This window comes from Saccharopolyspora elongata, assembly GCF_004348985.1.
GTDB classification, from domain to species: Bacteria; Actinomycetota; Actinomycetes; order Mycobacteriales; family Pseudonocardiaceae; genus Saccharopolyspora; species Saccharopolyspora elongata.
On the sequence record NZ_SMKW01000031.1, the window covers coordinates 26,046 to 50,279 of the forward strand.

Below are 24,234 nucleotides of genomic sequence, written 5' to 3' on the forward strand. Positions count from 1 at the left end.
GCACCTCCTGCTTTCCGATCAGTACGGTGGTTGCCCGGTGCCGACGAGTTCGACCTTGCCGCCGACCGTGCGCACCAGGTAGACCGGGGGCACCGTTTGGTTGACCAGGTTGCGCCAGGTCTGGAACTTGATGTCGCCGTAGATCGCCCCGGGCAGAGCGACCCCGGCCAACGCGTCGCGCACCGCGGCCGGGTCCGCCGGGTTCTGCGCGGCCCCCATCGCCGCTGCGATGACCTTGATCCCCTGGTAGCCGCGCACTCCCTCGGGAGCCTCGCCCGGGTTGTACCCCTTGGCGTTCCAGGTGGCCAGGAACCGCTCGGCCTCCTGCGGCGCAGCGGCCTTTGTGGGATCGAAGCTCGCGAAGAACATCGTTGCGTAGCTGCCTTCCGCAGCTTGCGGACCGGCCAGCTGGATCACTTGGACGGGGCTGTTCGACCCACCTGTGGTGATGATCCGCGCCGTCGCGCCCTGTCCCCTGGCTTCCTTCAGCAGGAGTGCGATCTGGCTGGCGTCGGTCGTCACGATCCACGTGTCGGCACCAGACGCGATCGCCTGCGTGACGAAGGTCGAGAAGCTCTGCTCGGTCTGCTCGAACTTCGCCCCGCCGACCACGTTCCCCCCGATGCGGGTGATGGTGTCGCCGAAGTACCTGGCCGCGCCGAGCCCGAAGTCGTTGTTGACCGACAGGGTGAAGGCCGACTTGATCCCCATTCCCCTGAGCACCGGTTCCAGTGCGACGGCCTCCATGGACGACGTCGGCGACAGGCGGAACGTCCATTCGCCACCGGACTGGTCCTTGTCGGTGACCTTGTCCGAACTGGACGTCTCCACCAGCAACGGCACCCGGGCGCGTTCGAGGATCGGCTGCATCGCCAGCGTGCACGACGATCCCCAGCCGCCCATCACGACCGGGACCTGTGACTCGTTGATCAGTTTCTGCGCGACGTTGACGCAGGTCGCCGGGTCGTTGGCATCGTCCTCCACGCGAAGCACGACCCGCTTGCCGTTGACCCCACCGCCCGCGTTGATCTCCTCGGCGGCGATTTCGGCGCCATGCGCAACAGCTTGGCCGGAGCTGGCCACCGGACCGCTCAACGGCTGGGCAACGCCGATGGTGACCTCGTCCGGTGCACCACCGCCTCCACCGGCGCAGGCAGTGGCCGCGAACAACACCGACGCCGCGAGTGCGGCGAGATGACACCGACGCATGAGAGGCCCTCCCTCCCCGATTCATCCGCCGAGGTACGCCTCGCGGACCGAACGACTGCCGGCGAGCTCGCCGGCCACGCCCGACTCGGTGATCCGGCCACGTTCCAGCACGTACGCGCGGTCGGCTACCTGCAGGGCGAGCTCTGCGTTCTGCTCCACGAGCAGAACCGTGCGGCCGCTGTCCCGGATCCGGCCGGCGACCTGCAGCACCTGCTCCACCAGCAGCGGGGCCAGTCCCAGCGAAGGCTCGTCGAGCATGACAAGCTTGGGAGCGGCCATCAGACTGCGTCCGATGGCCAGCATTTGCTGCTCCCCGCCCGACAGGCTCCCGGCCGGCTGGGAAAGCCGCTCCCCGAGCTTCGGGAACAAGGCGAGCACTTCCCCGAGGCGCTCGCGTTCATGGGATCGGCCGCGACGCGCCGCGATCCGCAAGTTCTCCCGCACGGTCAGCATCGGGAACACGTGCCTGCCCTCGGGGCAATGCACGAGCCCAGCCTTGACGATCCGGTGCGGGGAGAGGTTGGTGATGTCCGCGCCGTCGAACCGCACGGTCCCCGAAGTAGCCCGGATCAACCCGGAGAGCGCCCTCAGCAGCGTCGACTTGCCGGCGCCGTTGCTGCCGATGATGGTGACGAGTTCGCCTGCCGCCACCTCGATCGTGACGTCCACGATGGCCGGGACTCGGCCGTACCCGGCGGTGAGACCCTGAACGCTCAACATGGTATGGCCTTCTCCCCCAGGTACGCCGCACGCACGTGCGGATCGGCCTGGATCTGTGCGGGGGTTCCGTCGGCGATCTTCTCGCCGGCGTTGAGCACGGCCACGTGGTGGGAGATCCCCAACAGGAACTTCATGTCGTGCTCGACCAGGACCACGCCGACCCCGGCGCGCCGAACCTGCTCCAGCAAACCGGCCATGACCGTGGTCTCGGTCCGGTTGAGCCCTGCCGACGGCTCGTCCAGCAGCAGGAACAACGGCCGCGCCGCCAGTGCGATGGCCACCGCGAGCATGCGTTGACGCCCGTAGGGCAGGGTGCGCGCCTCGCGCTGCAGCTCTTGCTCGATCCCTGCGAAACGGGCCAGCTCGCGGACCGTGGCGTGGAGCTCGCGTTGCGCGCGGCGATACCGCGGCACGCCGAGCATCGCGCCGAACACGGATTTCGGCTCGGTCGTGTGCAGTCCGATGCGGAGGTTGTCGAACACCGTCAGTCGCGGGAACAGGCTCCGCTTCTGGAACGTCCGCACCACACCGCGCTTGGAAATGACGTGCGGCCGCAGTCCGATCAGCTCTTCGTCGCCCAGCCGGACGCTACCTTCCGCGGCCGGGACGAACCCGGTGATCGCGTTGAACACGGTCGACTTCCCCGCACCGTTGGGCCCGATCAGAGCCGTGATCTCGGCGGGAGCGGCTTCCATCGCGAGGCTCGACACCGCGCACAGCGCACCGAAGCGCACGGTCAGCCGGTCCACCACCAGCGAGTCCGATGTGGACACATGTCCGTTCAGGACGAGGTCACGACGCGCCATGATCCGCCTCCTTCCGATCGGCTGCGGCAGGAGTGGTCGTCGCCGAGCCCTCGTCCGGAGAGCGCGAACTCGGCGCTGCCGTCGTGAGGCCACGCTGCCGCATCGCGTGCACCGCAGTGCCCCACAAGCCGCGCGGCATGAACCGCACCAGCAGGATCAGCACCAGCCCGTAGATCACCAGCCGCCATTCGTCGCTGAACCGCAGCATCTCCGGGAGCTGGGTGAACAGCACGGCTCCGATCACCGGTCCCAGCACGGTGCCCATGCCGCCACCGATCACCATCAGCAACGTGTTGATCATGATCGCGAATCCGAAGACCTCGGGCGAGACGAATCCGACCGTGTGCGCGTACAGCGAGCCGGCCACGGCCGCCATGGCTCCGCTCAGGCTGAATGCGATCGTCGCGTGCCGACTGGTGTCGATCCCGACCGCGCGCGCGAGGTTCTCGTTCTCCGCGAGCCCGCGCAGGCTGTAGCCGAGACCGGACGATGCCAGCCGCGCCACGGCAATCACGATCAGCAACGCCACCGCGAAGACGACGGGGAAGACCTCCTTCGGCCGGACGAGTTCATACCCGAACAGGCCGATCGGCGGGATGTCCGAGTAGCCCATCGGGCCCCCGGTCAACGCCACCCAGTTCAACGCCACCTGGCGGAAGATCTCCGCGACGGCGAATGTCGCGATGACGAAGAACGCCGCCCTCAGCCGCAGCGTGACCCGCCCGATCATCCAGGCGACGACCAGCGCAACAGCCGCGCTGGCCACCACCGCCAGCACCATCGGCACCCCGAGCGCAGTCGAGGCGATGGCCGACACATAGGCACCGAGACCGAAGTACGCCTGATGTCCCAGGCTCAGCAGCCCCGAGTACCCGAGCACGAGGTTCAGGCTGCTGGCCAGGATTACGTAGATCGCGGCGAGCACGGCGATCTGCGTCTGGTACGGCCCGGACACCATGCCACCCGCGAACAGCAGGGCGACCACCGCCACGGAGACCGCGACGCGCCAGGAACGTGAGCTGAGCAGGGTGGTCATTCCTGCACCACCTTGCGCGCGCCGAACAGGCCCTGCGGGCGGAGCAGGAGCACGGCGAGGAGCACCAGCAGCCCGAACGCGTCCTTGTACCCCGCCGACACGTACCCGGCGCCCAGGCTTTCGACCAGCCCGAGCAGCAGCCCACCGACGATCGCCCCGGGGAAGGACCCCAACCCGCCGAGGATGACCACGACGAACGACTTCGGCGTCGCCAGCACCCCCATCGTCGGCGTGATCTGGAAGATCGTCGCGATGAGGACACCGGAAAGCGCCGCCATCGCCGCTCCCAGCGCGAAGGTCATCGCGTACACCCGCCGCACGTTCACGCCCATCAGCCAGCTGGCCGTCGAATCCTGGAACGTGGCGCGCATGTCCAGACCGATGCGGGTGCGGGTCATGAGCAGGTGCGCGGCCAGGATCGTCAGGGCGACAACGATGATGATGAAGATGTTGCGCGGCGTCGTGCGCGTCACGAGCAGATCGATGCTGTCGCTGGAGAACGGGGACCCGGCGGTCTGCGGGACCGGGCTCCACACGAGCATCGCCCCGTTCTGCAACAGGATCGAGATCCCGATGGTGGCCAGGATCGGCATGGCGATGTCGTCGTGCTCGCGCAGCTTGCGCAGAACCCCCCAGTCGATCAGCACTCCGAGCACTATCGCGCCCAACACCGCCGCGGCCAGCCCCGCGACGAACGACAGGCCCAACATGTCCGCGACGGTGTAGGAAAGGTACGCCCCGATCATGTAGAACTCGCCGTGCGCGAAGTTGACCACGTTCATGTAGCCGAAGACGAGCGTGAGCCCAACAGCCATGAGCGCGTAGATCGCTCCCAGCGTCAGGCCATTGCCGAGGTACTGTCCGATCTCTGCCACAGTCCCCCTCCGCGATGTTCGGGGGCGATCGACGGCGGGCCAAGATCTACCGCAACAGCGGCGTCCCCGCGCTCGGCCGCGTGGTGTGGCGCCTCGCCGATCCGCGGTAACCAGGATAGGAGTCCCGCCGAGCGCAGCCATTGGCGTGAGTTGCCGAACGATGGGCTTTCCCAACGGCAACTTTTGCCATCGGCTCCAAGCATCAGTCCGGCGATTCGTCAGCGCGCCACATCGGGCATCTCAAGGACCTGCAACGCCACGGACAAATGCAGGCACAAGCGACTGTCCAACATGAACGGTCCCACGAGCTGCTCCAGCTTCGCGATCCGGTGACGCATGGTGTTGTAGTGCACGTGCAGGGCGCGAGAGGCAACTGCGACGTTGAGGTGACTGCTCAACAGGACGTCGAGGGTCTTCAGCAACTCGGCGCGTTCCCGTTCTTCCAGGCCCAGCAGCGGACCGAGCGTGTCGTCGACGAACCGTCGCAGTTCGCCGACGTCGTCGACGAGGCTGAGCAGGCGGAACAAGCCCAGATCCGCGAACGAGGTGACCTTGCCCGGCCCTCGGGCCCGCCGCCCCATGTGCAGCGCCTTGCGGGCCTGCTCGTAGCCGACCGAGATCAACCGCGGGTCGTCGACCGGGGAGCTGACCCCCATGGAGAACTCGTGCCGGGTAGTCGCCTTCAGGCCCGACCACATCTCGCGCGGCACCGCGGCCGGATCGTCCTCGGCCGCGCCGACCACCGCCACCAGGTTGGTCGCGAACCCCGCCGATGCACCCCGCGGGTCCTGGTTGCGGACCTCCGAGCACCACAGGTCCAGGTAGCGCTGCTGCGCCAGGTCCGGGTCGGTGTGCCCGGCCCGCTCGCGCGACGGCACCCACTCGGCCCGGCTCACGACGACCACGAGCCGCCGATGCAGGTCCCAGCCGAAGGTCGCGCACTGCGCCAACGCGTCGTCGATGTCCGCCCCCTGGCCGGTCACGAGATCGTGCAGCACGTTGGCGGCGAACTGCCTTTCCACGGCGTCCACGGCCAGCTGCCGCGTCACATCCAGCGCCGCTACCACCGCAGCCTGGTCCACGGCCACCGTCACCTCGGGCCCCATCTGGTCGGACGGGCCGACGACCACCAGCCGGCCGCAGCGGAGCTCGCCGGCCGAGACCGGGGCGATGATCACGGTCAGGTCCTCCGCCAGCTGCTGCGCACCTGGTCCGAGATGGGCGGTGCGCAACCTCCCCTGCCCGTCGAGGACGCCGATGTCGACGAGCCGATCGCGCTGTTCAGCGTTGTACACCGAGGCCCGGGTGCGCCCGTCCTCGTCAGCCACGAACACGGCAGCCCCGCCCAGCAGCTCGGACAGCTTGGCCGCGATCTCAGGCAGCTGCCCGCCAGCGAGCACGATGTGCAAGAACGAACTGTGGATCTCCTGGGCCCGCGCGATGGTCGCCGCCTGCCGGTTCACGATGTCGGAGAAGACGCGGCTGAGGATGTCGTCGAAGGCGACATCCTCGGGGATCCGCACGATCGGCAATGCCAACTCGTCCGCTGTGTCGAGCGCCCGTTGCGGGAGGGCTCGGGCGTAGCGGCCGAACTTGATCCCGAACACGGCGACGCCTCGGTGGGCGAACTGCCGGACCAGCTCGGCCAGTTCCTCCTCGGACTGCGGCAACGGGTAGCCGGTGCTGAGCATGAACTCGTGTTCCTTCGTCCAAGGAAGGATGTTGGGCACCGTCATGACGTTCAGCCGCTGGATCTGGCGATCCAAGCCACCGGCCCCCGCCAGCACCTCGGCGTCGGCGAGGAGCTCCATCCCGAGCACGTCGCGGACCGTGAGCCCGGCGGCAACAGGGCCCGTGCGATCGGCGTCACCAGGTTCGATCACGGCTGTTCCTGGGCAAATCTTGCCGACGGAAAGCGGGCAACAAGTCGAATGTTGCCACACCGCGGAGGCGGAAACCAGTTGGCACCGGAGCTTTTCAATCTCGGACCACTGCCGATCAGTGGTGCGCCGCAGGCGGGCTGCGCTTCTCGCCGGGCTGCTCAGCCGAACAGCTGGCTGAACTCGTCGTAGATCGTGAACAGCGAGAATCCTCCGTAGAACAGCACGGCCCAGCACAGCGCGACGAGTCGGACGCCCTTGAGGCCGATAGTCCGTGGGAGGACGCCCCGGTTCAACTTGATCAGCAGCACCGAGTACACGAACATCACGATGCCGTTGAGCGACGACGCGATGATCAGCAGGATCAGCGGCTCGTCGAGCCCGGAGAACAGGATCGCAGAGCCGAAGACGATCTCCGCCCACACCACGATGAAGTAGATGCGGCTCTCGCTCAGGGCCCTGCTGTTGCGCAGCGGCCCCGTCTTGAGCATGTCCGCGGTCACCCGGCCGACCATGTCCAGCACGGCGAGGTTGGTCGAGTAGAGCACGACCGCGCCGATGAGGAAGAAAATCGTGCCCGTCGCGCCACCGAGCCGGTCCCCTACCAGCCGGATGAACTCGAAGTCCTCCGCCTCGCTGCCGATCCCGATGGTGGCGTACGTCAGGCCCATCAGGATGAGCAGTGCGAACAGGCCGATCACGAAGAACGTGATGAACTGCTCCCGGTCGGCGACCCGCCACCAACCTCGCCACCTGCGAAGGTTCTCCTCGTCCTGCGGGAAGAAGTAACCCGTGGTCGCAACGGTCTGTTCCTCCCCGGTGAACGGCGACACCACCTTCGGCAGCCGGCTCCCCATGCCCAGCCCCTTGTCCCTGATCCAGTTCGACTGGACCAGGTTGAGCGCGCCGCCCGCCCCGGCGAACGCGATCGCGCCGAGCAGCGTCGCCGCCGGGATCGCGGCCACCGCCCCGGGGATCTGGTCGATGGAAACGAAGCCCTTGCCGATCGCCAGCCAGCCGTCCAGCCCGAGCAGCACCAGCGCGGCGTAGATCAGGAATAGCACGATCAAGCCGACCAGGAAGAACTGGATCTTCTCGACGGTCCGGTAGACCACCGGCGAGACCGTGAGCACCACGCCGATCAGCAGCAGCACTCCGATGGTGACGTAGGGAACGGCGTCCTCGGCGAAGCCGAACGCGAAGGCCAACGTGGTCGTGCCGCCGGTCGCCCACCCCGGCCATGCCCAGGGCACGATGGTCATGATGACGAACAGCCACCCCCAGTGCCACCACAGCCGGCTGAACCCGGTGACCGCGGTCTCCCCGGTGGCCAAGGAGTAGCGCTCGATCTCCATGTTGAGGAAGTACTGGGTGAGGATCCCGATCAGGGCCAGCCACACGAGGGTGAGACCGACCTGGGACGAGATGTACGGCCACAGCACGTATTCTCCGGAGCCGATCGCGCCCGCCAGCAGGAGCACGCTCGGACCAAGCACCTTCCGCAACGGCCGTACTTCGGGAAGGTCGGCGTAGGGAACGCCGGGGAGATTTCTACTTGGGATCTCGGTCGCGGTGGTCGCCGGACCGGGTTTGCCCTCGTCCGGTTGAGGCATGGGTGCTCCTTATCGCCGCGTATGCACAACCCCAGCAGCGCTTTCCGGGACACCCACAAAGATAAGCCAACCTGCGGGTTTCGACGGGCCCGAACAGGGGCAGCGGCAGATCCGCCGCCTGCGGCACAACATCGGTGCGAGCTCACCGCCCAGGGTCTGACCTGCGACCGGCGCAGCCGATTCGTTGGAGGCAGACGACGGCTCAGCCAGAACGATCGACGCGCAGAAGGTCGGACCACGTCCGCCGCTCCTGCGGGTGTCAGGCAGCGGACGTGGTCCGGCTCCGATCAGGCAGGCTGCATCGCTTGCGGCGTCATCTGTCGGCACATATCCGCGCACCGCGTCATGACGTCCGCCAGTTCGGTCATCTCCGAAGTGTTCACCTGCCTGCACATCTCGGCGGACATCTCGCACATGTCGGCGCACATGCTGCACATTCGTACGCACATCTGCACCATGTCCGCGCCGGCTTTCGCCATGCTCGAACAGCGCATCATCATGTCCGCGCACATGCGACACATGTCCGCGCAGGACATCATCATCATGCTCAGCTGCATCGACTGTTCGCTGCGCATTTCCATGCAGCGAGACAGCATCTGCTCGCAGGTGTCATGGCACTTGTGGCATATGTCGATGCACTGCTGCATCTCGGTGCTCAGCTGACGTGTCATTGGTGAACCTCCTACATGTTCCAGGCCTGGCAAGGATTCGCTACGCCGGGCACAGCGCACTGCCCTGCCAGCGGCCTACGAGAAGTCCTGCCTACTCCTGGCCTGCCGAGATCGCACGTCGCGAGCCGCCACACCACGGAGACCACCGGCCAAGGCATCGGCACGTTCATCACCCGAGCGCTTCCAGAAAACCCCCTGGTGGCGGGTACGCCAGAAGTTCCGCGGACCGCTGGCACTTTCGCAACACCTGCACCGCCGTCCCCTCGCGTTTCCGGACGGGAGCCGGTTGCCGCCAGCGGCAATCACCCAGCCCGCCTGGCAGCAGTCCGATGGCCACGCCGGCAACGACCAGCCGCAGTCCTTTTTGGATGATTGTCTCGATCGGCCGGTATGCCAGTTGGAAGTGCTTCCACGCTGTGGCATCCCTCGGAGCGGGTCCGAGGGATGCCACAGCGACTGGCCCACCCGCGTTCGGGGCGGGAATCTGCCACCGGTTCAGAGTTGATCGAGATCGATGCTGTTCGCGATCGCGTGGTAGCCGGTGTCGTTCGGGTGCAGGCTGTCGTCGTAGACGTAGCCGGACCGGGGCAGCCCCGGTTGCGCGGGGTCGGCCATCACCCGGTCGAAGTCGATGACCGAGTCGAACTCACCGCTGGTCCGAATCCACTCGTTGACCTCGACGCGAACCTGCTCGGCCGCGTCCTGGTCGTAGGGGAACTGCAAACCGCGCAACGGGATGATGGTTGCGCCGACCGGTTTGATGCCGTGATCACGCGCGGCCCGGACGAGCTCCCGGTAACCCCCGATCAGCCGCTGTGCGGTCACCTCGCCATCCGGGGGGAAGCACTGTTCCGGGCTGTCGAGATAGCCCCCCAGCAGGTCGTTGCCGCCCAACTCGATGATCACGGTGCGAACGCCCGGCCGGGACAGCACGTCCCGCTGGAACCGGGTGCGACCGGCCTGCCCGTAGCAAGGCGAGTCGGACAGCAACCGGTTGCCGGCGATCCCGGCGTTGGCCACGGCGACCGGGCGGTGCGTTGCGGCAAGCCGCTCGGCCAGGACGTCGGGGTACCTGCTGCTGGCACCGGAGGTCGAGCCGGCCCCGTCGGTGGCCGAGTCGCCGAAGGCCACCACCGTGTTCCGCTCCGACAGGGCGCGGTCGGAGACTTCCACGGCGGCGAGGTAGTAGGAGGACTCGGTGGACTCGGTGTAGGCACTGCCGTCGCTGTCCGCCAGGTGGTCCCCGGCCGCCCGGTAGGACGTGGCGAGCCCCAGCCGGTGGAAGGTCGCCGGACCGGTGGGTTCGGCGAATCGCAGCGTCACCGACAACTTCTCCAGCGGCTCGGTCGGCAGTGGAACCGGATCGCTGACCAGTTCCTGCCCAGCCGGAATCGCCACGTCCGGAGCGCCGGCGAAGTTCAGCGTCCGCATCGTGTCGGGCCAGACCTGGGCGTTTCCGCCGTTGGCCAGGCCTGGCCGGGAGGGATTGGCCGCGCCCGGCAGGCCGACCGTCGCACCGGCCACCCGCAGCGGCGAACTGCCGTAGACGTTGGACACCCTGATCCTGACCTGGGAGCCGCCGGTGCTGACCCGGACCACCTGGCGAAGCGTCTGGTCGGCGAAGCCCTGCTGCGACCAGTTCGGTCCTAGGTCGTCGTCGCCGGCCACCGGCCGTTGCGCCGCGGCCGCCCACGCCACCGCCCACTCCGAGCCGGTGCCGCCCGCCCCCGCGGCTGGTTCGGCGGCCCACGGCGACGCGCAGCCGGCGGCACCGAGCAGCGAGCTCCCGGCGAGTACCGCACCAGCGAGTGCCGTGGCGGTTCTCGACCGTCGCCGGGGTGTTTTCGAGGTGGACATGGGGAAGTTCCTCCGTATCTGCGCCCTGTCGGCAGGGCGGCGTGCAGTACCACCGATCTCACCGCGTCACCGGCCGCAGGTCATTACGGCTACTACCCGAAGCCCAGGTATATCTGGCCCTACCCCGGTCGCGAGCCATGGCGATCGGTGCCGACCAGTCGAGACGAACCCTTCACGAATCGGCTGCCACCTCGGTGAGCTCGGAGATGGGCCGCAACCTCGGTCGATCCGGTATCTGTGGAACCGACAGCGGCGAGAGCGCCGAAGGGGTCAGCGCCTTCCTCGAGCGGCGCCCACCGACCTCGTGACACCGCTCGGCGGCGCCGCGCTCAGGTACCGCTGAGCATGCGGGCGGCTCGCCGCCTGGCGGTCGGGTCAATAGGAGCGCAGCAGCAGATACGCGGCGGCTGCGGAGCCCAGAACGGCTGCGCCGTAGCAGAACGCGATGATGGGTGCGCCGAATTCCTTGAGCTGGAGGCCGTCGTAGAGGGTGTAGCGGAAGCGGTGCGCCCAGTGGAACAGCAGCGTCACACACAGGCCGAGCAGCACGACCTTCGTGGCGGGATGCCGCAACACCGCGAGCACGTGCGCGTGGTTCGGCGTCGGCAGCAAACCCGTCGGGAACGCGATGCCGAAAAGCACCAGCAGCACTGGTACCAGCAGTGCGGCGACCGTGCCGCCGACGCTGAAAAGCAGCCACGCCAACGGTTCCGGTGATCTCCGCCGGTCAGCCATCCAGCACCACCCAGGCCACCGCGGCGGACACCAGCAGCCACAGCAGGTACTGCGACGCGAGGATCGGCGCGGGCCCGACCCGTCGGCCGCGGACCCGAACGACCACCGCCTTCGGCGTGAGGCCGAACCAGGTCACGGTGTGCAGCAGGACGAACAACAGCGCGACCGCGTTCAGCACCAGCACCCACCCGCGGCTCCAGGCGAGGAACTGGGCGTACCGGTCACCGCCGGTGGAGACGGCGTGCACCAGCAGGAGCAGGTACACCACGAACCAGGCGATGAAGATGCTACTGATCTCGCGCAACACGAACAAGAAGTACGAACGTCGCCGCAGCCACCAGAACAGCGACACCGGCTTCCGGTACGCTGTGCTCATCGTGACCCCCGCGGCCACAGGAAGTCCTTGAGCGACTGCATGGCCGCCGTCAGCTTGTAGCGCTGGATGGCACCCGCCGGATCGACGCCCTTGGGGCAGGCCGTGGTGCACTCGCCGACGAACGTGCACGCCCACACGCCCTCGGCCGCTGAGAGGACGTCGCGCCGGTCTTCGGCACCCTGGTCCCGGGAGTCGAGGTTGTAGCGCTGAGCAAGTGCGATTGCCGCCGGGCCGAGGAAATCGGGGTCGAGCGCGTACACCGGGCAGGCCGAGTAGCAGAGCATGCAGTTGATGCACATGCTGTACTGCTTGTACTCGTCCATCTCCGCCGGCGTCTGCCGGAACTCCTCCTCCGGAGGCGGCTCGTCGCGGACGAGCCACGGCTTGACCTGCGCCAATTTCCGCATGAAATCGCCGATCTCGACGACGAGATCGCGGATCACCGGGAAATTGCGCAGCGGCTCGACCCGCACCGGACCGGGCGCGTAATCGGTCAGGAACGTCGCGCAGGTCAACTTCGGATCGCCGTTGACCGTCATGCCGCAACTGCCGCACACCCCCATCCGGCACGACCAGCGGTAGGACAGCGTGCCGTCCACCTGGTCCTTGATGTGGTTGAGGCCGTCGAGCACCACCCACTCCCGGCGCAGCGGCACCTCGTAGGACTGCACGGTCGGTTCCGCGTCCTGTTCCGGGCGGTAGCGCGTGACCTGCAAGGTGATCTGGTCCGCCATGGCTAGTCCTTCCCGTACACGCGCTCGGCGGGCGGCCAACGCGTGATGGTCACCGGCAGGTACTCGACCCGGCCGCTGCCGTCCGGCTGGCGGCGGATCAGCGAGTGGGCGAGGAAGCGCTCGTCGTCGCGGGCCGGGAAGTCGGTGCGCTGGTGCGCGCCCCGCGACTCCTCTCGGCGCAGCGCGCAGTGCACGATGGTTTCGGCCACGTCGAGCATGCCGGACAGTTCGAGCGCGGCGACCAACTCGGTGTTGAACGTCCGGCTGTGGTCGTCGAGGCCCACCGCGCCGAAGCGCTCCCGGAGCTGTCGGAGCGTGTCGGCCGCTTTCGACAGTGACCCTCCGTCGCGGTAGATCCCCGCGCCGTTCTCCATGGTTTCCTGCATTTCGAGGCGGATGTCCGCGATGCGTTCGCCCCCTTCGGAATGCCGCGCCAGTTCCCGTTCCAACCGCCGCTGCTCGTCCCGGCCCTGCGCCAGCACTGCCGACGACGAGCCGTGTCCGGCCGCGGCGAACTCGGCCGCCGCCCGGCCCGCCCGCGCGCCGAAGACCAACAGCTCCGGCAGGGAATTCGAGCCCAGCCGATTGGCTCCGTTGATGCTCACGCAAGCGACTTCGCCCGCGGCGTAGAGACCCGCGAGCCCGGCGGCACCGTTGATGTCGGTGTGCACGCCGCCCATCATGTAGTGGATCACCGGTCGCACCGGGATGAGCTCCCGAACCGGGTCGATGTGCTGGTACTGCAGGCAGAGCTCCCGCACGAAGGGCAGCTTGGTGTCGATGACCTCCGCGCCCAGGTGGCGCAGGTCCAGGTGGACGATCGGGCCGTGCGACGTGTCGATCGTGCGGCCCTTGTCGAGTTCGTGCACGAACGCCTGGGACAGCCGGTCGCGCGGCCCCAGCTCCATGCAGCGCAGCTTCGGTGTCGGCTCCGGCTTTCCCAATTCGTAGTCCTGCAGGTAGCGGTAGCCGTCCTTGTTGAGCAGCCAGCCGCCTTCGGCCCGCGCGGCCTCGGTGATCAGGATGCCGGTGAACGGCAGGCCGGTCGGGTGGTACTGGACGAACTCCATGTCCTTCAGCGGCGCCCCGGCCCGGTAGGCCAGGGCCATGCCGTCGCCGGTCTTGATGTTCGCGTTGGTTGTGAACGGGTAAACCCGGCCGCAGCCGCCGGTGCACACGACGACGGCGCGGGCGGTGATCGTCTCGATCCGGCCGGTGGCCAGCTCCATTGCCACCACACCGCACACCCGACCGTCGTCGACCAGCAGCGAGGTGGTGAACCACTCGTCGTAGCGCACGATGTCCGAATAGGACAAAGCGGTTTGGAAGAGTGTGTGCAGCAGGTGGAATCCGGTCTTGTCCGCCGCGAACCAGGTCCGCTTCTTTCGCATCCCGCCGAAGGCCCGGACCGCGATGCGTCCGCCCGGCTGCCGACTCCACGGACATCCCCAGTGCTCCAGCCGGAGCAGCTCCGCGCGCGCCTCGGGGACGAAGACCTCGACGGCGTCCTGATCGCACAGCCAGTCGCTTCCGGACACCGTGTCGTAGGCGTGCTCGTCGAAGGTGTCATCGGGACCGGCGATGGCCGCCGCGCCGCCCTCGGCGGAAACCGTGTGGCTGCGCATCGGATAGACCTTGGAAACCACCGCCACGCTCAGCCGGGGATCGGTTTCCGCAACCGCGATGGCCGCCCGCAGCCCGGCGCCGCCGCCGCCCACGATCACGATGTCGTACGAAGCCGCCACCATCCGCCCGCCTCACGCCTCGTGGTCGGCGCTGTGCTCGTCGACCAGAACCTTGCCGTCGTGGCGGACGGTCCTGATCCGCACGCTGCCGTCGTGGAATTCGTGCCACACCTGGCGGCAGCCGCATTCGTACGCCACGTCGTCGACGAGCAGCCCCGCGGCGTCGTCCTCGCGATGCCGAATGCACCGTACGAACCACCCACACGGGGCCCGTTCCCGGAAATGAGTGTCCTCGCCGACCACGACCCCACCCCCCGCGGGACGGTGACCCGACTCAACAAGAGGATACGGCCGCACCGGCACGCCCCCAAGCTCGTGAGTGGTTGTCCCGGTTCTTACCGGGACAACCACTCACGACGTTTTCAAGCCAGTTCCACGTCCTTCGCGCATTCCGTGCACCGCCAGCACCGCCAGCACCGACAGCACCGCCAGCAACAGCAGAACCATATGGTTGTACGGAGCCTTCTCGACGTCCCGGGCGGGCAGACGCTGAGGAACGCGAACGCGCCTGGCACCTCCTCCAGCACCCGGGAGAAGGCGAGATGACCGTCGATGTGGTCAGCGAAGCGCCGGACGCCGCGCCCGCTCTCCTGCTGCTGCTGAACGTGCTTGGTGACGTCGCCGAGCCGCCCGAACAGCTCGATGCCCCTCAGGCGAGCCCGGTGGAGGCCCGGCTGCTCGCGCTGGCGGCGGTGGCGTCACCACCGCGCAGATCGCCAAGGCGGTCGGCCTGACCGTGGACGCGGTCAACTACCACCTGCAACGCATTTCCCGCCGCTGGCGCGTCCCGAACCGGACCGAGCTGGTCGCCCGCGGCTACGTGCTGGGCGTGCTGAAACCCTCGACCTGGCCGTCAGAACCCGCCTGACCGCGATTCCCACCGAGGGCCAGGCGTTTCCCGCGATGAGTTTCGGTCTCGGTGCGGGTCGGTACTCGTGCAGGAGGCCTGCCCTTCGACGTGACAAGGAGAAGGCCATGAGCATCTCATTTCCGGGTGAGTCGCCGGAATACCGGGCGGCTCGTGATCGGCTGCTGGAGCGGGAGATCGAGCTGCGGCGGGCGATGGAGTCGGTAGCCGCCGCGCGGAGGCAGCTGCCCCCGGGCGGGCTGGTTCCGGAGGACTACGTCTTCCAGGGCGCCGGACCGGACGGCGGCTCGCAGGACGTTCGGCTGTCTGAGCTGTTCGGTCCGGGGAAGGACTCGCTGGTGATCTACAGCATGATGTTCCCGCGGTATCCCACCGACGACCGCCGCGGGGCGGCAACGGGCAGGACGGCGGAACTGGAGCTGGTGGAGGCGCCGTGCCCGTCGTGCACGGCATTCCTCGACCAGCTCGACGGAGCCGTCGAACACCTCGACCAACGGCTCAACTTCGCGGTCGTCGCGAAGGCCCCGCTACCGCGTCTGCTGGCATTCTCCGAGGAGCGCGGCTGGCGGCGCCTGCGGCTGCTGTCGGCGCATGGGAACAACTACGACCGCGACTACCACGGGGAAAGCGAGGAGGGCTATTCGCTGCCGATGATGAACGTCTTCCACCGCGAGAACGGCGAGATCCGCCATTTCTGGGGCTCCGAAATGCTGTACGCACCAAGAGACTCAGGACAGGATCCTCGCCACACCGGAACCATCGAACCCCTCTGGAACATGCACGATCTGACCCCCGAAGGCCGCCCGCAGGACTGGCACGAACAACTCAGCTACGGGTAGGCCGACGGTCCGCCGCTACCGCTTTCCGATGAACGGGTGCAGTTGCCCGCCTCGTTCAGGGGTCGTCACGGGCACAGCGCAGGAGACGCCGGGCTCCCGGTCAGTCCACTGGGGCGTAGCGCTCGTCACGCCAGGCCAGGGCTGCTCTGAGGCCCTTTGTCGCGACGAGTTCGGTGAACTCGGCTCGTTCGGGGGTGTCGGCGGAGTTGAGGACGGCGGCGATGTCGTGGTTCGCCTCCACCGCGTCGCGCAGGCCCATCGCCTCGTACGCCCGGGTGATGGCGCGCTTGGTGTATCGCAGGATGGACAGCGGGGTCAGGGCGATCTTGGCCGCGAGCTGGTCCACGGTGGTTTCGAGCTCCTCAGGCGCGACCACCCGGTTGATTATGCCGAGCTCCAGGGCGCGCGCGGCATCGACGACGTCGCCGGTGTAGAGCAGCTCGTTGGTGGCCTTCTGCCCGAGCAGGAACGGCATGAGCAGGGTGACCGGGCCCGAGCCGAACCGGATCTCGGGTTCGCCGAACTGGGCGTCCTCGGTGGCGACGAGCAGATCGCAGGCCATGGCCAGTTCGCAGCCGCCGGCGAGGCACCACCCGGAGATCGCGCCGATGACGGGTTTGTTCAGGGACCAGACCTTCATCGTCAGACCGATGTTGTTGGCCAGGCCGGCGTGCCACTGCTCCGCGGTCGAGACGCCCATCTCGACTTCCTGGGCGATGTCGTAGCCGACGCTGAAGGCCCGTTCTCCGCCCGCGAGGACCACGACCTTCACCGCGTCGTCGCGTTCTGCCGCGTCGAGTGCGTCGGTGAGCTCTCGCATCACCTCGACCGACAGAGCATTCAGCTTCTTCGGCCGGTCGATCGTCAACCACGCGACGGGACCGCGGGTTTCGCTGCGCACGAACTCCATGCTGTTCCTCCTGTACTGGTACCGGTTCTGGCTCGGTGGGACGGTGTCAGATCTATGCGAGGACGGTGGAGACGCACACCGCGTTGGCGAGGGTGTCGCGGATGGGCGAGCGCTGCTGGACCGCTTCGGTGAGCTCCTGCAGGCCTTCCCGGGAGGTGTTCGGGGACTCCGCGTGCACCGTCACCCGGATCTCCTGCGCACCTGGACGGACCGACTTGTCCAGCCCGAGGAATCCCTGCAGGTCGAAGTCGACCTCCATGTCCAGCCGCAGCGACGAGAGTTCGATGCCCCGGGCGGCGGCGTTGGCCGCGTAGGTCACGGCGTAGCAGCCGGCGAGGGCTTGCAGGACGTACTCCCCCGGGCTGGCCGCCGTGTCGGTGCCCAGCAGGGCGGCGGGTTCGTCGGACTCCAGCGTGTAGCGCGCGGTCCGATCCTCCACGCGGTGCCCGGCTTGGCGGACTTCGCCGGTGGTAGCGGTCTGGCGGCAGCCGCCCGCCCAGCTCGTCCCGAGGGTGAAGGTGACCTGGGCGAGTTCGGGCTGGTCCCGGACGGCGTCGAGGGTTGCGTTCAGAGCATCGCGGTCGACGCCGTTGATGACGTTGGCGGTCTCGGTCACGTGATTCTCCTATCGGTGCGCGAAAACTGTTGCCGTGCAGTGGTTGTCAAGTTCGGGAAGCGGCCGGAATCGTGCTGGCCTGCTCAGCAGAACCGAGCGTGCGGCGGAACGTTTCGGGTGCGAGGTAGGCGCAGACGCCGGTGATCGCGCTCAACACGAGGAAGTAGGCAACGACGAGCCAGGGACGGCCATCGTTGAGCGCCAGCAGGCTCGTTGCGATCAGCGGGGCGAAACCACCGGAGATGACGGACCCGAACTGGTAGCCCAGGGAAACGCCGCTGTAGCGGACTCCGGTGGAGAACAGCTCGGTGAAGAACGCGGCCTGCGGGCCGTACATCGCGTCGTGGAAGAGGTTCACGCCGACGACCATGCCGAGCACGATGAGGAACTCGTTGCCGGTATCGGCGATCAGGAAGAACGGCGCGATGAACAGAGCGCTCGTGACGGTGCCGAACAGATAGAGCGGACGGCGGCCCCACTTGTCGGACAAACGAGCCCACAGCGGCACCGTGACCAAGCCGATCGCCGAGGCCACGAGGACCGATTGCAATCCGATGTTCGAGTCCTCACCGACCGAGCGGGCGATGTAGGCGATGCCGAAGGTCGTGTAGAGGTAGTAGACGGCGTTCTGGGACAGTCGCATCCCCGCGGACAGCCACACCGCGCGGCGTTCCTTCTTGACGACGTCCACCAGCGGTCGTTCCGAGAGGGTGCTGTCCTCCTTCATCTTCGCGAAGGACTCCGGCTCGACGAGCCGCGCGCGGATGATGAAGCCGACGACGACCAGAACACCGCTCACGAGAAACGGAATGCGCCATCCCCAAGCGAGGAATTCCGGCGGACTGAGGGAAGTTCGCGCGATGGCGAACGCTCCCACCGCCAGCAGCATGCCGCCCGAAACGCCGATCTGGGTGAAGCTGCCGTAGAGGCCGCGGCGATGCGGCGGTGCCGTCTCGACCGACATGAGGGCAGCGCCGCCCCATTCGGCGCCGACACCGAATCCTTGGACGAGTCGTAGTGCGACGAGCAGCAGCGGGGCTGCGACGCCGATTTGGTCGTACGTGGGCAGGGCGCCGATGAGGGCTGTGCCGACCCCCATGGTGATGAGCGAGGTGACCAGCATGGCCTTGCGGCCAATGCGGTCTCCGAAGTGGCCGCCGATCAACGCGCCGAGCGGGCGCGCGAGGAATCCGACGGCATAGGTGCCGAAGGCGGCGATGAGTCCGATCGCCGGGGTGACATCGGGGAAGAACAGCGGGCTGAACACCAGCGCCGCAGCGGTGCCGTAGAGGAAGAAGTCGTACCACTCGATGGTGGTGCCGACGAAACTGCCGATCGCGACCATGCGCACGGAGTTGGTGCGCCGCGTCATTGCTTGCGCCATGTTGAGAACACCGTTCTGGCCACGGCCGAACCGAATTGGCCGGCTTTCACCGTCGTGGTTTTTCAGAAGGAGGGTGGTGCTGGGCCGCCAAATCGCGGGCGCACCCCTGAGAAGAGTCTGGAAATCAGCGCCCCGCGAGCTGTTCAATGAGGAACTTCCAACAGCGCTGTGCATTTCTGCACAGGTCCTGTCAGACGCCTGCCAGGTCCAGTCCGGGACAGCTTTCTACGAAACGCTCCAGCAAGCCGGTCGTCGCGCGAACGCGGGCGAGGCGCGTCATTCAGAGCAGGGCATGGGAGCAGGGACGCAGCATCCCCGCTCCCATGCGGTCAGGCGCGGCCCAGGCCGGGCTCCTTCGCGCCCAGGAGGATGGTCACGTTGCCGAACACGTCCTCGCCCCGGCCCATGGCGGCATGCGCCGCGGGGATATCGGTGAACGGGAGGGTTCGGCCCACGCAGGGGTCGATCCGGCCATTGCGGACGAGGTCGTTGTAGGCGTAGGCCTGCTCGTCGTTGGTGCCGTGCGAGCCCTGGAGCCGCTTCTGCCGGGTCCAGTGGTAGCGGAGGTCGACCATGGCATCGAAGCCCGTGGTCCCCGCGCAGATGACGACCATGCCACCCGGCTGGCAGAGGAAGATGCTGGTGGGGATGGTGGCGCTGCCGGGGTGCTCGAAGACCAGCGCCGGGTCCTCGCGGGATCCGGCGATCTCCCACACCTTCTTGCCGAACGCGCGGGCGCCGGCCGACCACTCCTTCTGCCCGGCCTTGTCGTCGACGAGCGGCGGCACGCCCCAATGGCCGAACTCGCGCCGGTTGATGTAGCCGGTCGCACCGCACTTCATCGCGTAGGCACCACGCTCGTCATCGGAGACGACGGCGATCGCGCGGCCTCCGGCGGCCTTGACCAACTGGGAGGCCTGGGTGCCGAGCCCGCCGGAACCGCCCCAGACCAGCACGAGATCGCCTTCCTGCACGGTGTTGCCCGCCCAGCCGTGCAGCATTCGGTACGCGGTCGTACCCACGAGCGTGGGTGCTGCAGCCTCCTCCCAGGAGAGGCGCTCGGCTTTCGGCATGACCTGGTGGGCTTGCGCCCGGGCGAACTGCCCGAAGGCGCCGTAGTTGGTGTCGTAGCCCCAGATCTTCGCGCTCGGCGCGATCATCGGGTCCTTGCCGCGGGCGATCCACGGGTCGTCAGCGTCCCAGACGCCGGGGTGGACGACCACGTGCTGGCCGATCTCTACGTTGGTGACGTCGTCGCCGACGGCGTAGACGATGCCCGCCGCGTCGGAGCCGCCGATGTGGAAGTCCTCCGGTTCACCGCGCTTCTGCCGGACGGCGACCTGGTCGACCGGGTATCCGCGGGCGGCCCAGACGTTGTTGTAGTTGATCCCGGCGGCCATGACCGCGATCAGGACCTCATCCGGGCCGATGCGCGGGGTGTCGACCAGCTCGGGCTGGAAGGCCTCGGCCGGGTCGCCGTAGCGGCTCTGCCGGACTACCTGGGCGTGCATCGTGGGCGGTACGACGCCGACCGGCGGCAACTCGCCGATCGGGGTCGGCTCCGCGCCGGGAGTGACGACGCTGCGACGCTCGTCAGTGCCCATAGGATTCTCCTTGTTCCGAATGCGTGATGTCCGGGCGGGATGTCTTGTGGAACGCGCTGCGTTCCGGCTCGCCGAACCCGTGCGGCGAGTGCTGCTGATCGACGGTGGGAGCGGTTGGCAGGCTTGTCGCGGAAAGCGGCCATGTCGTCGTTCTCGGCTTCGGGGCGAGCGCGGCGTGGAACATCCGCCGCTCGAAGCTCGGCCGGGAGATCCCGGCAACCGACTCGGACGTTAGAGCTGCCGCGTAACCCACGTCATGAGAAAAATCGAGAAGTTTCAGCTGCTGCTCTCTCGTTCTGTACGAGACCGCACCTCGTCACGCATGAGAGACTGGCCGCGCATTCCGGCGACCACCGGGGCTGCCGGAGCCGGACGAGCAGGCGGCCACGCCGTCCCGCGGGAACGTGATCATGACCGTTGAGGAGCGCAACTCCCCGGACCAGGATGCCCACGCCGAGCGTCGGCGCGGCGTTCTGCAGCAGGTCCACGCGCGGCGTCACGAGCTGGCGAGCAACCTGGTCGAGGAGTACCGCATCGCCATCTCCGACTACCGGGAGCTGCCGGAATCGGTGCTGATCCGCGACGTCACCGAGGCTGCGGTGCACAACATCGAGTACCTCGTCGAGACCTTCCAAACCGGGTTCGACGTGCCCGAGCACGACAACGAGTGGATCGGGCGCTCCGCGGCCCGCCGCGTCCACCAGCACGTCAGCCTGCCGTCTCTGCTGCGGACCTACCGGCTGTGGGGGAAGCACATCTGGCGCACGATCGCCGAGCTCGCCGGTGAGGACGAGATCGGCAGGAAGCTCGCCATCGAAGCCGCCGACGCGATGATGGGCCACCTCGACAGCGTCTCGTTCAGCCTCACCCAGGCCTACGTGCGGGAATCCACGACGTCCGCGATCGACGGCCAAGCCCTGCGCACCGACGTGCTGGAGACCTTGCTGACCGGTGACCCGGTCAACGAACGAGCTCGCCGGCAGAAAGCGGTGCTCGCGATGACGCTGCGCGGGCCGGTCCTGGTGGTCGTCGTGCAGGTCCCGCAGCGCGACGATCCGCTCACCGGGTTGCAGGCCGCCATCCGCGCCTCCCGCAGCCGGCTCTCGCCGCTGTGCAGCACTTTCCTCGTCGGCGCTCGTGACACCGAAGTCGTCGCCATCTGCGCTTTGGACCACGACGATGAGGAATCGCGGATCGAAGCGGCGGGCCACGAGATCGCCGCATCCGTGCGCGACTGGACCGTGGGGCTCGGCCGGGTCACCGAGGGCATCGCCGGGGTCCAGCAGTCCTACGCCGAGGCCCGCGAGGCCGCTGATCTGGGCTTTTCCATCCACCAGCCCGGTCGAGCCGTTCGCTTCGCCGATGTGCTGCTGGACCAGATCCTGCGCGCGACCACGCACGCCGACGCCCTGCTCGAGGAAACGGTCCGGCCGCTGGTCGACTACGACCGGCGCAAGAACGCCGACCTCCTGGCGACGCTACGCGCCTACGTCAACGCCAACTTCAACCTGACCAAGGCCGCTGCCGAGCTCACCGTCAACCCCAACACCGTCGTCTACCGGCTCCGCCGCATCCACGCGCTGACCCGCCGCGATCCGTCGACCACCGACGACCTCCTCCTTCTCGCCCTCGGCCTGCGCCTGTTCGATTCAGCGCCGCCAGCCTGAGACGCGCAGTTGTAGATTCCGAAAACTGATCGCCTGGAACTTCTCGATTCGTCGCATGACGTGGATTACGCCGTCGCCTTAGCGTTTCGGCACACGTTCAGCCCGCATCCCTGCCGAGCCAGGTCGATCCCAGGTTCCACGAGGCTTGATCACGCACAGGCCGCAGGCGCGCAAGCGGCCCGCTTCCCCCAGGCAACCGCCCAGACTCAAAGGAGAGTCCAGATGGGCAACGAATCCGGTCCGTTGCAGGCCAGAAGAACCGCCGGTCCCCTGCGAATCGCATTGAACGGCTTGCTGATCCTGATTCCGGTGGCGTTGGGATTGGCCGTACCGCTCTACCAGCGAACCAGCCCCACGCTCATCGGCATTCCCTTCTTCTACTGGTTCCAGATGGCGATGGCAGTGCTGGCCGCCGCGGGAACGAGCACCGTGTTCCGCCTGCTGTTCACCGGCGACGACGATGGCGAGGACGGACGATGACCTTCAACGCCGTCACCTTCGCGGTCTTCCTGGCCATCTTGGTCCTGATCACCGGGATGGGATTCGTCGCCAGCCGATGGCGGAAAGCCGCGGATGCCAACAACCTCGACGAGTGGGCCCTGGGCGGACGTACGTTCGGTCCCTTCATCACCTGGTTCCTGCTCGGCGGAGACCTCTACAGCGCCTACACCCTCATCGCCGTGCCCGCCGCGCTCTACAGCATGGGCGCTTTCGGCTTCTACGCCGTGCCGAACGCGATCGTGCTCTACGCCCTCGGCTTCCTGTTCCTGCCGAAACTGGTGTCACTGGCGCACAAGAAGGGCTACGTCACGCTCACCGACTTCGTCAACGACAGGTTCGGGTCGAAGTCGCTCAGCCTCGCGATCACGCTCACCGGTCTGCTGGCCACGCTCCCGTACCTCGCGCTGCAGCTCGTCGGGCTCGAAGTCATCTTCGGCTCGCTCGGCATCGGTGGTTCGGCGGCCGGCAACTGGCTGATGCGCGATCTCCCGCTGCTGATCGCCTTCGGCCTGCTCGCGGCCTACACCTACTCCTCCGGTCTGCGGGCTCCGGCCCTCATCGCCTTCGTCAAGGACGGCCTGACCTACCTCGTCGTGATCGTCGCGGTGATCTACATCCCGATCAGACTCGGTGGTTTCGACAACATCTTCCACAGCGCTTCGCAAGCGCTCGCAACCAAGTCCACGACGCCGTCGAACGCCGATCCAGCAGTCGCGGTGAACCCGAACGTCTACATGACGCTCGCGCTCGGCTCGGGCATGGCGTTCTTCCTCTACCCGCACGCGATCACCGGCGTGTTCGCCTCCCGAGGCGCCAAGACCGTGCGCCGCAACATGTCGGTCCTACCGATCTACACGGTTCTGCTGGGCTTCGTCGGCCTACTCGGGCTCATGGCGCTCGCCGTCGGGATCAAGCCGCAAGGCGGCAACCCGCAGTACGTCGTGCCGCAGCTGCTGTCGGAGTTCTTCCCGCCCTGGTTCGTCGGCGTCGCTTTCGCCGCGATCGCCATGAGCGCACTGGTGCCGGCGGCCATCATGGCCATCGCGGCCGGGAACCTGGTCAGCCGCAACCTCTACCGCCAGTTCGCCCGCGGGCCGGTCAGCACCCAGTCGGAAACCCTGGTTTCCAAGATCGTCTCGGTGCTGGTCAAGGTCGGGGCACTGGCCTTCGTGCTCACCCTCGATACGAACTTCGCGCTCAACTTCCAGCTCCTCGGCGGCATTTGGATCCTGCAGACGCTTCCGACCGTGTTGTTCGGGTTGTTCACCAAACGCTTCGCCGACCGGCGCGCACTGCTCGCGGGTCTGCTGGTCTCAGTGGTTTACGGCACCTGGGCCGCATACGAGGTCAAGACCGACACCGGCGCGCCGTTCGGCGGCTCGACCGCAGTCCCCTTCTTCCTGTCCAGCCCGATCTACATCGCGATCTCCGCGCTCGTGATCAACCTCGCCGTCGTCGTGGTCGGCAGCCTGCTCGCCCACCTGCTCAGGCCCGCTCGTCGCGAGGACGACACCCGCATCACCGTGCCCTCCGCAGCTGAAGCGGTCGGCTCGCAGCACAACTGAGCCGTTCCGCACAACCAGACAGG

24 protein-coding genes are annotated in these 24,234 nt (G+C 67.6%); 7 read left to right on the top strand and 17 right to left on the bottom strand.

The features are described 5' to 3' along the window. Positions 1-18: 18 nt before the first annotated feature. The 7 genes from E1288_RS22710 to E1288_RS22740 form a co-directional block, all read right to left on the bottom strand. Entirely contained in the window at positions 19-1,209 is a 1,191-nt protein-coding gene (locus tag E1288_RS22710; protein ID WP_132488240.1) for an ABC transporter substrate-binding protein, read from the bottom strand. A 21-nt stretch (positions 1,210-1,230) separates the two neighbouring features. Further along, the gene (locus E1288_RS22715) at positions 1,231-1,929 is read right to left on the bottom strand and encodes an ABC transporter ATP-binding protein (protein WP_132488242.1); all 699 of its coding nucleotides are present in this window, start codon (positions 1,927-1,929) and stop codon (positions 1,231-1,233) included. After that, positions 1,923-2,735 carry an ABC transporter ATP-binding protein gene (locus tag E1288_RS22720; protein ID WP_235883734.1) on the bottom strand — a complete coding sequence of 271 codons (813 nt, stop codon included), beginning with the start codon at positions 2,733-2,735 and terminating at the stop codon, positions 1,923-1,925. The genes E1288_RS22715 and E1288_RS22720 overlap by 7 nt, the downstream gene beginning before the upstream one ends. Further along, positions 2,722-3,771: a branched-chain amino acid ABC transporter permease gene (locus tag E1288_RS22725; protein ID WP_235883735.1), complete on the bottom strand. Its 1,050-nt coding sequence runs from the start codon at positions 3,769-3,771 to the stop codon at positions 2,722-2,724. The genes E1288_RS22720 and E1288_RS22725 overlap by 14 nt, the downstream gene beginning before the upstream one ends. Then, positions 3,768-4,646, bottom strand: coding sequence for a branched-chain amino acid ABC transporter permease (locus tag E1288_RS22730; RefSeq protein ID WP_132488244.1), 879 nt, complete (start codon positions 4,644-4,646; stop codon positions 3,768-3,770). The genes E1288_RS22725 and E1288_RS22730 overlap by 4 nt, the downstream gene beginning before the upstream one ends. A gap of 218 nt (positions 4,647-4,864) precedes the next feature. Continuing rightward, positions 4,865-6,529 carry a PucR family transcriptional regulator gene (locus E1288_RS22735; RefSeq protein ID WP_235883736.1) on the bottom strand — a complete coding sequence of 555 codons (1,665 nt, stop codon included), beginning with the start codon at positions 6,527-6,529 and terminating at the stop codon, positions 4,865-4,867. 158 nt (positions 6,530-6,687) lie between these two features. After that, a complete protein-coding gene (locus tag E1288_RS22740; protein ID WP_132488246.1) occupies positions 6,688-8,139 on the bottom strand; it encodes an Nramp family divalent metal transporter in 1,452 nt (483 codons plus the stop codon). A 345-nt stretch (positions 8,140-8,484) separates the two neighbouring features. Between E1288_RS22740 and E1288_RS47115 the strand changes: the two genes are divergently transcribed. Next, on the top strand, positions 8,485-8,802 hold the full coding sequence (locus E1288_RS47115) for a hypothetical protein (RefSeq protein ID WP_165968212.1): 318 nt from the start codon (positions 8,485-8,487) through the stop codon (positions 8,800-8,802). Positions 8,803-9,305: 503 nt separating this feature from the next. Here E1288_RS47115 and E1288_RS22750 read toward each other — a convergent pair. The 6 genes from E1288_RS22750 to E1288_RS22775 all read right to left on the bottom strand — a co-directional run bounded on the left by E1288_RS22750 (position 9,306) and on the right by E1288_RS22775 (position 14,500). Further along, positions 9,306-10,667 (bottom strand): SGNH/GDSL hydrolase family protein, encoded by a 1,362-nt coding sequence (locus tag E1288_RS22750; RefSeq protein WP_132488250.1) that lies wholly within the window; start codon positions 10,665-10,667, stop codon positions 9,306-9,308. A 375-nt stretch (positions 10,668-11,042) separates the two neighbouring features. Then, entirely contained in the window at positions 11,043-11,402 is a 360-nt protein-coding gene (gene frdD / locus E1288_RS22755) for a fumarate reductase subunit FrdD (RefSeq protein ID WP_132488252.1), read from the bottom strand. After that, on the bottom strand, positions 11,395-11,778 hold the full coding sequence (locus E1288_RS22760) for a fumarate reductase subunit C (RefSeq protein WP_132488254.1): 384 nt from the start codon (positions 11,776-11,778) through the stop codon (positions 11,395-11,397). The genes frdD and E1288_RS22760 overlap by 8 nt, the downstream gene beginning before the upstream one ends. Next, positions 11,775-12,512, bottom strand: a complete 738-nt coding sequence (sdhB, locus tag E1288_RS22765; RefSeq protein WP_132488256.1) for a succinate dehydrogenase iron-sulfur subunit — start codon at positions 12,510-12,512, stop codon at positions 11,775-11,777. Before sdhB ends, E1288_RS22760 begins: the two co-directional genes overlap by 4 nt. Positions 12,513-12,514: 2 nt before the next feature. Continuing rightward, positions 12,515-14,260, bottom strand: coding sequence for a fumarate reductase (quinol) flavoprotein subunit (gene frdA, locus E1288_RS22770; protein WP_207954496.1), 1,746 nt, complete (start codon positions 14,258-14,260; stop codon positions 12,515-12,517). Between the two features lie 9 nt (positions 14,261-14,269). Continuing rightward, a complete protein-coding gene (locus tag E1288_RS22775; protein ID WP_132488257.1) occupies positions 14,270-14,500 on the bottom strand; it encodes a hypothetical protein in 231 nt (76 codons plus the stop codon). Between the two features lie 299 nt (positions 14,501-14,799). Between E1288_RS22775 and E1288_RS48100 the strand changes: the two genes are divergently transcribed. From E1288_RS48100 to E1288_RS22785, 3 genes are all read left to right on the top strand, one after another. Next, the gene (locus E1288_RS48100; RefSeq protein WP_207954497.1) at positions 14,800-14,991 is read left to right on the top strand and encodes a hypothetical protein; all 192 of its coding nucleotides are present in this window, start codon (positions 14,800-14,802) and stop codon (positions 14,989-14,991) included. Positions 14,992-14,993: 2 nt separating this feature from the next. After that, entirely contained in the window at positions 14,994-15,125 is a 132-nt protein-coding gene (locus E1288_RS48105) for a hypothetical protein (protein ID WP_235883737.1), read from the top strand. 107 nt (positions 15,126-15,232) lie between these two features. After that, complete coding sequence (locus tag E1288_RS22785) at positions 15,233-15,964, top strand: DUF899 family protein (RefSeq protein ID WP_132488258.1); 732 nt, start codon at positions 15,233-15,235, stop codon at positions 15,962-15,964. 100 nt (positions 15,965-16,064) lie between these two features. Here E1288_RS22785 and E1288_RS22790 read toward each other — a convergent pair whose 3' ends face one another. From E1288_RS22790 to ccrA, 4 genes are all read right to left on the bottom strand, one after another. Continuing rightward, positions 16,065-16,874 (bottom strand): enoyl-CoA hydratase/isomerase family protein, encoded by an 810-nt coding sequence (locus E1288_RS22790; protein WP_132488260.1) that lies wholly within the window; start codon positions 16,872-16,874, stop codon positions 16,065-16,067. A gap of 52 nt (positions 16,875-16,926) precedes the next feature. Continuing rightward, positions 16,927-17,490, bottom strand: a complete 564-nt coding sequence (locus E1288_RS22795) for an OsmC family protein (protein WP_132488262.1) — start codon at positions 17,488-17,490, stop codon at positions 16,927-16,929. 46 nt (positions 17,491-17,536) lie between these two features. Continuing rightward, positions 17,537-19,021: an MFS transporter gene (locus tag E1288_RS22800; protein ID WP_235883738.1), complete on the bottom strand. Its 1,485-nt coding sequence runs from the start codon at positions 19,019-19,021 to the stop codon at positions 17,537-17,539. Positions 19,022-19,203: 182 nt separating this feature from the next. Beyond that, positions 19,204-20,478: a crotonyl-CoA carboxylase/reductase gene (ccrA, locus tag E1288_RS22805; RefSeq protein ID WP_132488264.1), complete on the bottom strand. Its 1,275-nt coding sequence runs from the start codon at positions 20,476-20,478 to the stop codon at positions 19,204-19,206. 410 nt (positions 20,479-20,888) lie between these two features. Between ccrA and E1288_RS22810 the strand changes: the two genes are divergently transcribed. The 3 genes from E1288_RS22810 (at position 20,889) to mctP (ending at position 24,211) form a co-directional block, all read left to right on the top strand. Next, positions 20,889-22,145, top strand: coding sequence for a PucR family transcriptional regulator (locus E1288_RS22810; protein WP_132488266.1), 1,257 nt, complete (start codon positions 20,889-20,891; stop codon positions 22,143-22,145). Positions 22,146-22,367: 222 nt separating this feature from the next. Then, positions 22,368-22,625 (top strand): DUF3311 domain-containing protein, encoded by a 258-nt coding sequence (locus E1288_RS22815; protein WP_132488268.1) that lies wholly within the window; start codon positions 22,368-22,370, stop codon positions 22,623-22,625. Next, on the top strand, positions 22,622-24,211 hold the full coding sequence (gene mctP / locus E1288_RS22820; RefSeq protein ID WP_132488270.1) for a monocarboxylate uptake permease MctP: 1,590 nt from the start codon (positions 22,622-22,624) through the stop codon (positions 24,209-24,211). Before E1288_RS22815 ends, mctP begins: the two co-directional genes overlap by 4 nt. Positions 24,212-24,234 lie beyond the last annotated feature (23 nt).

What these genes read in the sequence shown, in the direction of transcription:
- E1288_RS22750 (WP_132488250.1), bottom strand. Translation starts at nt 10,667, where the DNA reads ATGTCCACCTCGAAAACACCCCGGCGACGGTCGAGAACCGCCACGGCA.
- ccrA (WP_132488264.1), bottom strand. Translation starts at nt 20,478, where the DNA reads ATGGGCACTGACGAGCGTCGCAGCGTCGTCACTCCCGGCGCGGAGCCG.
- E1288_RS22725 (WP_235883735.1), bottom strand. Translation starts at nt 3,771, where the DNA reads ATGACCACCCTGCTCAGCTCACGTTCCTGGCGCGTCGCGGTCTCCGTG.
- E1288_RS22715 (WP_132488242.1), bottom strand. Translation starts at nt 1,929, where the DNA reads ATGTTGAGCGTTCAGGGTCTCACCGCCGGGTACGGCCGAGTCCCGGCC.
- E1288_RS22790 (WP_132488260.1), bottom strand. Translation starts at nt 16,874, where the DNA reads ATGGAGTTCGTGCGCAGCGAAACCCGCGGTCCCGTCGCGTGGTTGACG.
- E1288_RS22785 (WP_132488258.1), top strand. Translation starts at nt 15,233, where the DNA reads ATGAGCATCTCATTTCCGGGTGAGTCGCCGGAATACCGGGCGGCTCGT.
- E1288_RS22710 (WP_132488240.1), bottom strand. Translation starts at nt 1,209, where the DNA reads ATGCGTCGGTGTCATCTCGCCGCACTCGCGGCGTCGGTGTTGTTCGCG.
- E1288_RS22740 (WP_132488246.1), bottom strand. Translation starts at nt 8,139, where the DNA reads ATGCCTCAACCGGACGAGGGCAAACCCGGTCCGGCGACCACCGCGACC.
- E1288_RS48100 (WP_207954497.1), top strand. Translation starts at nt 14,800, where the DNA reads ATGACCGTCGATGTGGTCAGCGAAGCGCCGGACGCCGCGCCCGCTCTC.
- E1288_RS22815 (WP_132488268.1), top strand. Translation starts at nt 22,368, where the DNA reads ATGGGCAACGAATCCGGTCCGTTGCAGGCCAGAAGAACCGCCGGTCCC.
- mctP (WP_132488270.1), top strand. Translation starts at nt 22,622, where the DNA reads ATGACCTTCAACGCCGTCACCTTCGCGGTCTTCCTGGCCATCTTGGTC.
- E1288_RS47115 (WP_165968212.1), top strand. Translation starts at nt 8,485, where the DNA reads ATGACGTCCGCCAGTTCGGTCATCTCCGAAGTGTTCACCTGCCTGCAC.
- sdhB (WP_132488256.1), bottom strand. Translation starts at nt 12,512, where the DNA reads ATGGCGGACCAGATCACCTTGCAGGTCACGCGCTACCGCCCGGAACAG.
- frdD (WP_132488252.1), bottom strand. Translation starts at nt 11,402, where the DNA reads ATGGCTGACCGGCGGAGATCACCGGAACCGTTGGCGTGGCTGCTTTTC.
- E1288_RS22810 (WP_132488266.1), top strand. Translation starts at nt 20,889, where the DNA reads ATGACCGTTGAGGAGCGCAACTCCCCGGACCAGGATGCCCACGCCGAG.
- E1288_RS22720 (WP_235883734.1), bottom strand. Translation starts at nt 2,735, where the DNA reads ATGGCGCGTCGTGACCTCGTCCTGAACGGACATGTGTCCACATCGGAC.
- frdA (WP_207954496.1), bottom strand. Translation starts at nt 14,260, where the DNA reads ATGGTGGCGGCTTCGTACGACATCGTGATCGTGGGCGGCGGCGGCGCC.
- E1288_RS22760 (WP_132488254.1), bottom strand. Translation starts at nt 11,778, where the DNA reads ATGAGCACAGCGTACCGGAAGCCGGTGTCGCTGTTCTGGTGGCTGCGG.